General features: G+C 64.3%; 10 protein-coding genes and 1 other RNA gene. 3 read left to right on the top strand and 8 right to left on the bottom strand.

What is annotated here, in order from left to right; all coding sequences use genetic code 11:
* Nucleotides 1–869 precede the first annotated feature (869 nt).
* From secF to queA, 6 genes are all read right to left on the bottom strand, one after another.
* The gene (secF, locus tag GGR61_RS12815; protein WP_184408448.1) at nucleotides 870–1838 is read right to left on the bottom strand and encodes a protein translocase subunit SecF; all 969 of its coding nucleotides are present in this window, start codon (nucleotides 1836–1838) and stop codon (nucleotides 870–872) included.
* A 114-nt stretch (nucleotides 1839–1952) separates the two neighbouring features.
* A complete protein-coding gene (gene secD, locus GGR61_RS12810) occupies nucleotides 1953–3797 on the bottom strand; it encodes a protein translocase subunit SecD (protein WP_184621736.1) in 1845 nt (614 codons plus the stop codon).
* A gap of 192 nt (nucleotides 3798–3989) precedes the next feature.
* A non-coding RNA gene (locus GGR61_RS12805) (sX9 sRNA) lies at nucleotides 3990–4061 on the bottom strand.
* A gap of 57 nt (nucleotides 4062–4118) precedes the next feature.
* Nucleotides 4119–4472, bottom strand: coding sequence for a preprotein translocase subunit YajC (gene yajC / locus GGR61_RS12800; RefSeq protein WP_184408446.1), 354 nt, complete (start codon nucleotides 4470–4472; stop codon nucleotides 4119–4121).
* A 132-nt stretch (nucleotides 4473–4604) separates the two neighbouring features.
* Nucleotides 4605–5750 carry a tRNA guanosine(34) transglycosylase Tgt gene (tgt, locus tag GGR61_RS12795; RefSeq protein ID WP_184621734.1) on the bottom strand — a complete coding sequence of 382 codons (1146 nt, stop codon included), beginning with the start codon at nucleotides 5748–5750 and terminating at the stop codon, nucleotides 4605–4607.
* Nucleotides 5751–5831: 81 nt separating this feature from the next.
* Nucleotides 5832–6902: a tRNA preQ1(34) S-adenosylmethionine ribosyltransferase-isomerase QueA gene (gene queA / locus GGR61_RS12790; protein ID WP_184621732.1), complete on the bottom strand. Its 1071-nt coding sequence runs from the start codon at nucleotides 6900–6902 to the stop codon at nucleotides 5832–5834.
* Between the two features lie 542 nt (nucleotides 6903–7444).
* Here queA and fdxA point away from each other — a divergent pair.
* On the top strand, nucleotides 7445–7768 hold the full coding sequence (gene fdxA / locus GGR61_RS12785; RefSeq protein WP_005994928.1) for a ferredoxin FdxA: 324 nt from the start codon (nucleotides 7445–7447) through the stop codon (nucleotides 7766–7768).
* 109 nt (nucleotides 7769–7877) lie between these two features.
* Here fdxA and GGR61_RS12780 read toward each other — a convergent pair whose 3' ends face one another.
* On the bottom strand, nucleotides 7878–8396 hold the full coding sequence (locus GGR61_RS12780) for a hypothetical protein (protein WP_184408443.1): 519 nt from the start codon (nucleotides 8394–8396) through the stop codon (nucleotides 7878–7880).
* Between the two features lie 16 nt (nucleotides 8397–8412).
* Nucleotides 8413–9321, bottom strand: a complete 909-nt coding sequence (gene dapA / locus GGR61_RS12775) for a 4-hydroxy-tetrahydrodipicolinate synthase (RefSeq protein ID WP_184408442.1) — start codon at nucleotides 9319–9321, stop codon at nucleotides 8413–8415.
* A gap of 92 nt (nucleotides 9322–9413) precedes the next feature.
* On the opposite strand from dapA, the gene GGR61_RS12770 reads away from it, so the two are divergent.
* Together GGR61_RS12770 and GGR61_RS12765 are read left to right on the top strand one after the other, a co-directional pair.
* Nucleotides 9414–10040 (top strand): glycine cleavage system protein R, encoded by a 627-nt coding sequence (locus GGR61_RS12770; RefSeq protein WP_002813792.1) that lies wholly within the window; start codon nucleotides 9414–9416, stop codon nucleotides 10038–10040.
* Nucleotides 10041–10053: 13 nt separating this feature from the next.
* Nucleotides 10054–10404, top strand: a complete 351-nt coding sequence (locus GGR61_RS12765; protein WP_184408441.1) for a ribonuclease E inhibitor RraB — start codon at nucleotides 10054–10056, stop codon at nucleotides 10402–10404.
* The last annotated feature ends 8 nt before the right edge of the window (nucleotides 10405–10412 follow it).

Genomic DNA, 10412 nt, shown 5'->3' with positions numbered 1-10412 from the left:
GGCAACGTAGAAATCGGAGAGTAATGACATGTGCGTCCGTGCCTGCTCTAGTTTGGTGGGTGACGTGGAAGGTCTAACGCCTGAATTAAGCCGAGTTGCGAAGCAACTTCGGCTTGAATGAGTTGTTAGGCCGCGGCTCCACATGCAAAAGTCGCGTGTGACTACGAATTATCCTTAGTACGGACACGGTGCGCGACCCAGTTTAGCCCAACCCACAACACAGCTAGATATGCAAAGGCGGCCGAGACGTACACAGTTGAACCAAAAGTCTTGAGCCAAGGTGTTGTTACCCCAAGCAAGAAGACGCCAGCCAAGGCAAGCACGAAATAAACGAGACGCGCTTTGGAGTCTTTGGTCACAAGCAGCTTCTCTCTGCGGCCTAACTACTATTGGACCGCCGAAATGCGGTGTTGCACGGAGTGTCTTCGATCGCTGGCGCTTTGTGAATGGGAGAAATCCTAGCCGCGATCACGGGATTACACGACCACAAGCGAACTCTACCATTACATAGCTTCTAGCCTTATCCAGCAAGGACGCAGGCGTATGAAATACACCCCCAAAACAATGGCGTAACAGCACGTCCTCCGACGCGGCTGCTCGATCGAGTGCGCGACCGCTTGCGCGTTCGGCACTACAGCCTGCGCACTGAGCAGGCGTGTCTCAGTTGGACACGGCGCTTCATCCTGGCCAGCGGCTCTCTAACGCAAAGTACTGCGTATCGATCGGCATCACGTGTCCGACGAAATCCCTAGTGTTCACAATCTTGCGTAGTGGCGTCAAAGTGCACACCATGCAGTCGCGACGCCCAACGCCAGAAACGAAAAAACCGCGCAATGCGCGGTTTTTTCGTCACACCTTTTGCCAACCGATCAAGGACGACGCGCCAGCGCCTCCACATCCTTGGCCTTGGGCAGCAAATCCTGTTTGGTCACCGCAAACGGCCCGATGCTCAGCATCGGCACTGCGACGATGATCGAGGAGATCACCACGATCACCGCGCCGATCATGTGCGTCTCGGCCAGGCCTTCCATCGACTCGCCGCCGTAGATGTACAGCGCCAATGCCGACAGGAAGAACATCACTGCGGTGATGATCGTGCGCGACAGCGTCTGGTTGATCGAACGGTTCAACACTTCCAGCGGTTCCACTCGCAGCGCACGGAAGTTTTCGCGCACGCGGTCGAACACCACGATGATGTCGTTGATCGCAAAGCCCATCACCGACAACAGGCCGGCCAGCACGGTCAGATCGAACTCGCGACCGGTCAGCGACACAAAGGCCACCGTCACCAGCAGGTCGAACAAGGCCGTCAGGCTGGCCACCACCGCAAACTTCCACTCGAAGCGGAAGGCGATGTAGATCAAAAAGCCCACCAGCATGAACACCGTGGCGTACACGCCGTTCAAGGCCAGGTCCTTGCCGACCTGCGGGCCGACGAACTCGCCGGGTTGCACGGTGGCCGGGTTTTGCTCGGTGCTGACGGCCTTGCGCACTTCTTCGGCAACGGTGCGCGCCGCATCGTCGCGGTTGTTGTGCTGCTCGCGCGCCTGCAGGCGAATCATCACCTCGTTGCCGCCGCGGGCGTTTTGCACCTGTGCGTTGTCGAAGCCGGCCTTGGACAGCTGCTCGCGCACCTGGTCCACGTCCACCGTTTTCTGGAAGCTGGTCTGCACCAGCGTGCCGCCGGTGAATTCCAGCGCGTAATTGAAGCCCTTGCCGACGATGATGCCGACCGAAGCCACTGCCAGGATCAGCATCAGGATCAGCACCGGCTTGCGCGGGCGCATGAAGTCGATCTTGGTGTCGTTGGGAATGAGATGGAGCGGGAACAATTTCATGGAAAAGATCTTCCGTTTAGACGTTGCGCACCATCGGGATACGCAACGCTTGCGAAGGGATTCATCCCTCGACCCCTACAGCGCGGCTGCACGGGTCGAGGCCGGACTCGCATCTCAAATAGCGACGGTCTTCAGCTTCTTGCGGCTGCCGTAGATCAGCACCGCCAGCGCACGCGACACGGTGATTGCGGTGAACATCGAGGCGAAAATACCGATCATCATGGTCAGCGCGAAGCCCTTCAACGGGCCGGTGCCGAACGCGTACAAGGCCACCGCCACGATCAAACCGGTGAGGTTGGCGTCCAGGATGGTGCCGCCGGCTTTTTCATAACCCGCGGCGATCGCCGATTTGGCAGGCACGCCAAGCCGCAATTCTTCGCGGATACGCTCGTTGATCAGCACGTTGGCGTCCACCGACAGACCCACCGACAGGGCAAGGCCAGCAAAACCCGGCAGTGTCATGGTGGCGCCGAACAGCGACATCACCGCCACCACGATCAGCAGGTTGAACAGCAGCGCCACCGAGGTGATCGCGCCGAACACGCGGTAGTAGATCGTGAAGAACACCAGCGTGAACAGGAACGAGTACACCACCGCAGTGACGCCGCGCTCCACGTTTTCCGCACCCAGGCTCGGGCCGATCACGTATTCCTCGACAAAATCCATCGGCGCAGCCAGCGAGCCGGACTTCAGCAGCTTGGCCAGGTTCTCCGCTTCCACCTTCTCCAGGCCGGTGGTCTGGAAGTTCTTGCCGAACACACCGGCAATGCGGGTCGGCGACAAGGCTTCTTCCTTGACCCGAACGCTGCGCACTTCCTTGCCATCGACCATGGTCACGGTGGGAATGCGCTCGATGTAGACCACCGACATCAGCTTGCCGACATTGGCGCTGGTGTAGTCGAGCATGCGCTGGCCGGCGACATTGTTGAGCGTCACCGACACCGCCGGCATGCCGTTCTGGTCGTTGCTGACACTGGCACTGACCATCTGATCGCCGGTCACCAGCGCGCGCTTGTTGAGCAACACCGGCGCGCCGGTATCGCGCACGCGGTAGACCTTGGCTTCCGGCGGAATGCTGCCGCTGCGCACTGCGTCTTCGGCATTGCCTTCGACCACCGCGCGGAATTCCAGCGAGGCGGTGGCGCCGATCAGGCGCTTGGCCTCGGCGGTGTCCTGCAAGCCGGGCAATTCGACCACGATGCGGTCTTCGCCCTGGCGCTGGATGGTCGGCTCGGACACGCCCAGCGCGTTGACACGATTGCGCAAGGTGGTGAGGTTCTGCTCGATCGCGCCGCTGGCGATCTGCTTGAGCTCGGCCTCCGGCACCTTCACTGCGATGTTCTGGCCGCTGACGTCGTAGGTCAGCGTCGGCTGGGCCTTGGCCAGCGCAGTACGCGCCGCATCGGCGCTGGCGCCCTCGCCCAGGCTGATCTGGATGCTGTTGTCGCCGCGACGCTCGACCGCCCGATAGGCGATGCGGCCCTCACGCAAGGTGGTGCGGATGTCTTCGGCAAAGCCTTCGATCCGCTTTTCCACTGCGGCCTTCTGATCGACCTGCATGGCGAAGTGCACGCCGCCGACCAGGTCCAGGCCCAGCACCATCGGCTTGCCGCCCAGCTTGGCCAGCCACTCCGGCACCGTGGACGCCAGGTTCAGCGCCACCGTGTAGTTCTCGCCCAGCTGCTGACGCAGCACATCGTTGGCGCGGGTCTGCGCCTGCAACGAGGACAGGCGCACCATCAGGCTCTCGCCTTCCTTGGTGACGGCCTTGGGCGTGATGCCCGCGCTCTTGAGCTCGCCGTCGATACGGCTGCGCAATGCGTCGTCGAGCTGGGCACCGCGGCTGGCGGTGATCTGCACGGACGGGTCTTTCTGGTAGACGTTGGGCAGCGCATACAACGCACTGACCGCCAGCACCAGCAGGATCAGGAAATACTTCCAGCGAGGAAATTCGAGCATTGCGACAGTCCCGCGCGACACCATCCCGGCGCAGCGCTCAGCAGTGGAAACGACTTCAAGCGGCCAACACAACGTCGCGAGCGGTCGTCAGGTAGATGCGGGCGGTGCGCAGACGCGGAATGGGTACCGAATCGTGGCACCGAGTGCGCCTGCCCGATGGCGTGCGCACCCGTGTTTTGCGTTACCCAAGGCGACTAGCAAACATGCGAGCGCTCGTCAGGTGGGTGGACGGCGCGTAGGAACCAGAATGCACGCGTGGTGCATGTCGACTCCGGCACCGGCCGCGCCCGCCTGACGGCAGCGCAGCAGTTTGGTAGCGACTTAGTTGGCGGACTTCAGCGTGCCCTTGGGCAACACGTGGCCGACGGCACTCTTCTGCACGCGGATGCGCACGTTATCGGCCACTTCCACGGTGATGAAGTTGTCGCCGATATCGGTGATCGTGCCGGCCACGCCGCCGGAAGTGATGACTTCATCGCCGCGCGCCAGCTTGTCCAGCAGCGACTTGTGCTCCTTCTGACGCTTCATCTGCGGGCGGATCATCAGGAAATACATGACCGCGATCAGGATGATCGGCAGCGCGAAGGTGGACAGGCTTCCCATCGGGCCGGGCGCCGGTGCGCCGCCAGTGGCCTGCGCCTGCGCGACGGGGATCAGGAAATCGAGCAAATTCATTCAATGCATCCTAGTTTGGAGCCAGCGCGCCCGGCGGGCCCACTCGCTATTCAGGTACCGCCGGAGCGGAACAGCCGGGAATTATGCCATGCGGGTCCCCGCCCGTCCGCGCCGGGGCACGGACGGCAGGGCTTAGCCGGTTTCCCCCGGCAACGGCGGCGTGGTCGCGCCGCGTGCCGCATAGAAGGACCGCCGGAACTCCGCAAAGGTTCCCGCCGCGATCGCCGCACGCAGGTCGGCCATCAGTTTTTCGTAGTACCAGAGGTTGTGCAGGGTGCCCAGCATCGGTGCCAGCATCTCGTTGCAGCGGTCCAGATGGCGCAGGTAGGAGCGTGTATAGCCGCTGCTGCAGGCATGGCAGCCGCAACCCGGCTCGATGGTGTCCAGGTCGCGCTCGTACTTGGCATTGCGGATGCGCACGGTACCGAACGAGGTGAAGTAGTGGCCGTTGCGCGCGTTGCGGGTAGGCATCACGCAGTCGAACATGTCTACGCCACGCGCCACGCCTTCGACCAGATCCTCGGGCCGGCCCACGCCCATCAGGTAACGCGGACGCTCGGCCGGCAGACGCGGATGCAGGTGTTCGAGCATGGCGTTGCGCTCGTGCTCCGGCTCGCCGACCGCCAGCCCGCCGATCGCATAACCGTCGAAACCGATGCCTTGCAGCCCGTCCAGCGAGCGACTGCGCAGGTCCGGATGGACCCCACCCTGCACGATGCCGAACAGCGCCGCGTCGTTGCCCAGCCCGTCATGCGCCTCGCGCGAGCGTTGCGCCCAGCGCAGGCTCAGCTCCATCGAGCGCTGCGCCACCTCCTCGGTGGCCGGATACGGCGTGCATTCGTCGAAGATCATCACGATGTCCGAATCGAGCACCTTCTGGATCTGCATGCTCTCCTCCGGACCCAGGAAGACCCGCGCGCCGTCGGTGGGCGACGCGAAGGTCACGCCCTGCTCGGTGATCTTGCGGCGATGCGCCAGCGAGAACACCTGGAATCCGCCCGAATCGGTCAGGATCGGCCCGTCCCAGCGCGCAAACCCGTGCAACCCGCCGTGATCGCCGATCACATCCAGGCCCGGACGCAGATACAGATGGAAGGTGTTGCCCAGGATGATTTCCGCCCCCAGCGCGCGGATCTGCTCGGGCAGGATGCCCTTGACCGAGCCGTAGGTGCCCACCGGCATGAACGCCGGGGTCTCCACGGTGCCGCGCGGAAAGGTCAGGCGACCACGACGCGCATGGCCGTCGGTGGCTTGAAGCTGGAACTGGAGTCGGGACATTGAAAGGCCGGGATTGGGGAATCGGGATTTGGGAATCGGAGAAGCGGTTGGCAGGTGGCTGATCGTTCGGCGGATGCCGCCCTACGATTCCCCATTCCCGATTCCCCAATCCCGGCCCCACAGCAACATCGCATCGCCATACGAAAAGAAGCGATAGCGCTGCGCGATGGCGTGCTGGTACGCCTCGAAGATGCGCTCGCGGCCGGCGAAGGCCGAGACCATCATCAGCAGCGTGCTTTCGGGCAGATGGAAGTTGGTGACCATCGCATCGACGCTGCGGATGCGGTAGCCGGGCAGGATGAAGATCCGGGTTTCGCCGGCAAACGGCAGCAGCTCGCCCTCGGGCGCGGCGTCGGTGGTGCGCCAGGCGCTTTCCAGCGAGCGCACCACCGTGGTTCCCACCGCGATGACCCGGCCGCCGCGTGCGCGCGTGCGCCGCACCTGTTCGACCAGCGCGGCGCCGACGTTGAGCCATTCGGTGTGCATCACATGCTGGTCGAGCGCATCCACGCGCACCGGCTGGAAGGTGCCGGCGCCCACATGCAAAGTGACATGGCCCAATTCCACCCCGCGTGCGCGCAACCGCGCCAGCAGCGCCTCGTCGAAATGCAGGCCGGCGGTCGGCGCGGCCACCGCGCCGACTTCGCGCGCGAACACGGTCTGGTAGCGCTCGCGGTCTTCCACTCCCGGCTCGCGGCGGATGTACGGCGGCAGCGGCAGGCGCCCGGCTTCCAGCAGCCAGTGCTCCAGCGGCGTGGGGATATCGAAGCGCAGCAGATAGAACTCGCCGTCGCGGCCCAGCACCTCGGCGTGCCCGCCGGCATCCAGCGCGATCAAACTGCCGGCCTTGGGCGACTTGCTGGCGCCGATCTGGACGCGCGCTTCGCGCTCGCCGAGCAGCCGCTCGATCAGGATCTCCGCCCGCCCGCCACTGGCTTTCTGCCCGAACAGGCGCGCCGGGATCACCCGGGTATCGTTGAAGACCAGCAGATCGCCCGGCTGCAGTAGTTCGGGCAGGTCGCGCACCTGACGGTCGGCCAGTACCTGCGGCGATGGCGGCACCACCAGCAGCCGGCTGGCTGCACGCTCGGCCAGCGGCGCCTGGGCGATCAGTTCATCGGGCAGGTCGTAATGGAAATCGGACTTCTTCAAGGCGGCGGCGGTGCAGCGATTGGGGGGCGTTAGTTTAGCGGGACATGCCAGGGACATCCGTCTCCCGCCGGGAGTAAGGTGGCACGCAGCGCCGGACGCGGGCGCGCCTCAGGGATTTTGCCAATGCCTGCAACGAAAAACGCGTCGCTACGCGCCGTCAGCAGTGAATCACCGACTGCTTAGCCAGCCCCGCCCTAGCGCCACTGGCGCCCAAGCAATGCCGTATCGCCCTGGAGGAAAGCAACTGTGTTATTTCAGGGGCTCTGGCCGTTGCACAAGCCGGGCAACTATCTTGATCGCCCAATGGCGATCGCTGCGGTGAAGCGCCCCTCTCCGACCTGCGCCATGGAGCCCCTCTCTCCGATCTGCACGATGGAGCCCCTCTCCCGCCTGCGGGAGAGGGGTTGGGGTGAGGGCAGCACGCTGGGATGAGGACACCAAGGAAGACAGACAACCCAACGCATCAGCCCATCATTCCCCACCACCTCCACACCCGGCACCCGACTGCTTTAGAATTGAGCGGCTAAACGCCGGATTCCGCCATGCCTTTTGTTGTCACCGAAAACTGCATCAAGTGCAAATACACCGACTGCGTCGAGGTCTGCCCGGTGGATTGCTTCCACGTCGGCCCGAATTTCCTGGTCATCGACCCGGACGAGTGCATCGACTGCACCCTGTGCGAGCCGGAATGCCCTGCCAACGCGATCTACCCGGAAGATGACGTTCCGGCAGGCCAGGAAGGCTTTGTGGCGCTCAATGCCGAGCTCGCCAAGGCCTGGCCGGTGTTGACCGTGCGCCAGGAGCCATTGCCCGATGCCGCCGACTGGGATGGCAAGCCGAACAAGTTGCCGCTGCTGCAGCGCTGAGTCGTCAGAGCCGCGCCCCACGTCTCCGCAGCGCGCCAACCGTACCGCGTGGAAATGCAAAACGGGCGCCCAAAGCGCCCGTTTTGCTGTCCGCAACGCGTGAGCGGCCTCAGCCGCCCAGCTTGCCCTTCAATGCAGTGATCACCGCCACCGGCGCTGCAGCGGTAGCCGGCATGCCGCGCGGATCCACCGCCGACACATAGCTGCCCGCCTCGACCTTCACTACGCGCACCAGGAAGCTGGAGCCTTCGTAGCTCACGTCGTAGGAACCGAGCATCTGCGCCTTGCTGGCAATGGTTAGGCCCGGGATATCGGCGAGCGCCGCGCCGACCTTGGCAAACACCTCGTCGCGCTCGCCCGGCACCGTGAAGCCACTGTTGGCACTGGCAGACGGCGGCGCCGAAGTGTTGTGCTGGGTGGTCGATGCCAGCGTCGGCACCTTCATCGCACCGGAGGTGTCCGGCAGGTTCATATCCGGCGGGACTTCCAGTGGGCGGGCTTCCGGGGCGAGCGCATAGTCACCGCGTGCGCCCTTGTTGAACCAGCTGCAACCACTCGTGGCAGCGACGGTGGCGGTCGCCAGCAACGCGAGCGAGAGCACGCGGACGGGGGAAACGGAATGACGCATCGATAGATCTCCTGGGTCAGGCCGCGAGCATTTCGCGGCTGGAAAGCGCTTCCAACGCAACAGCGTCGGCGGCAAGGCGGTCGGCGGCAGGCTGGTGCGCCGCAGAAAGGGGGAGTAACGGCAAACGCAGGCCGTGGCCGATCCCGGCGCGCTGCAGCAGCGCCTTGACCGGGATGGGATTGGATTCGATCCCGCAGAAACTGTGATATTCGCTCAGACGCGCATCCCAGGCTGCGGCCGCCTCCCGCTGACCATCCCGGGCCAGATCGCACAGGCGCCGGTACGCCGACGGCAATGCGTTGGACGCCACCGAGATCAGCCCGTCGGCGCCGGACAGCATCGCCTGCGCAGCGGTCCCGTCGTCGCCACTGAGGATCACAAAGGTGTCGCGGCGCAGGGCCAGCAGCGCAGCGACACGCTCCGGTTCGTTGCGCGCTTCCTTGATGCCGACGATATTTGGATGGTCCACCAGCGCGGCCACCGTCTCCGGCAACAGGTCGCATCCGGTGCGCCCAGGCACGTTGTACAGCACCACCGGCAGCCCGCCGTTGTCGGCAACCGCCAGAAAGTGCGCCTGCAGGCCGGCCTGGGTCGGGCGGACGTACGGTGGCGTCACCACCAGCGCGTACTGCGCACCCAGCGCGGCGGCACGGCGCGTCTGCGCGATGGTCTTTGCAGTGCCCGACAAGCCGGTGCCGGCCAGCACCGGCACGCGGCCGGCCACCTGCGCCACGGCCGCGCGCAACAAGGTGTCGTACTCGTCGTCGCTCAATGCAGCGGCTTCGCCGGTGGAGCCGGCAACCACGATGCCCTGGACGCCGCCGTGCAGTTGCTGTTCCAGCAACCGCCGCCAGGCATCCAGGTCGAGTGCGCCGTCTGGACCGAATGGGGTCGCCAGCGCGGTGATGATGCCGGAAAGGGACAAGATTCTGCTGCTCTTACGTGACAGGAAAGGCCCGCGCGCACGCGGGTTGTGACCGCCTGCATGTTACTTGCGGCGCGAAACCACGGGCAAGTATGCTGGTCACCGCCAGGGCGCCTGCCCGGGCGGCCATTCAGCCTGATGCAATGCCGGAAGCCCCTTTGACCGACTCGACTCCCCGGCCCTCGCCGACCGAAAACCACCTCCTGATCAACGCCTACACGACGCATCCGGAGTCCCCCCTGTTGCCCGTCACCCGCCGCATCGCCGACAGCGGCTGCAATCTCGTGGACGCCCGCCTGGCCACGGTGGGGCGCGATGTCTCGGTCACCGCCCTGGCCACCGGCTCCTGGGATTCGGTCGCCAAGCTCGAAGCGATGCTGACCCGGCTCGAACGCGAGGAAGGCCTGAAGCTGGTCTGGTACCGCACCGGACCCAAGCAGACCCAATCCAACCTGCTGCCCTACATCGTCGAGGTCATCGCCGCCGACAAGCCGGGCATCCTGTTCCAGCTGGCCGATTTCTTCGACCGCCAGGGCATCACCATCGAGAACCTGCAGAGCACACGTTATCGCGCCATGCAGACCGGCGCGGAGATGTTCTCTGCGCAGGTGACGATCGGCGTGCCGGCCAACATGCACATCGCCGCACTGCGCGATGATTTCCTTGAATTCTGCGATCACCTCAATCTCGACGCGATCATGGACCCGATGAAGTTCTAAGGCAGACGTCCCGATGGCCATCGCCCTCTCCGCACTGAAACAGATGTTCGAGCACATCCGCTCCGAGACCGACTGGAATCTCGACGGGCCACTGCGCTGGGAATATTTCTTCGCCGACCCGGCGCAGCAACCGCTGCAACAGCTTTCCGAACAACTGACCCAGGACGGCTACCGGGTCATCGACATCTTCCTCGGCGAACGCGACGAAGACGATGGCGACGACGAAGAGTCGTACTTCCTGCACGTGGACAAACTGGAACATCACACGATCGAGTCGCTGAATCAGCGCAATGCGCAGTTCGACGCACTTGCCAAACGTTTCCATGTGGCTGCTTATGATGGGATGGACGTCGGCCCGGCATGACCGCGCCG

Source organism: Xanthomonas sp. 3058 (assembly GCF_014199765.1).
Taxonomy (GTDB): Bacteria; Pseudomonadota; Gammaproteobacteria; order Xanthomonadales; family Xanthomonadaceae; genus Xanthomonas; species Xanthomonas campestris_B.
The sequence above is the reverse complement of the archived record's forward strand: the minus strand, read 5'-3'. Positions and strand labels throughout refer to the sequence as shown.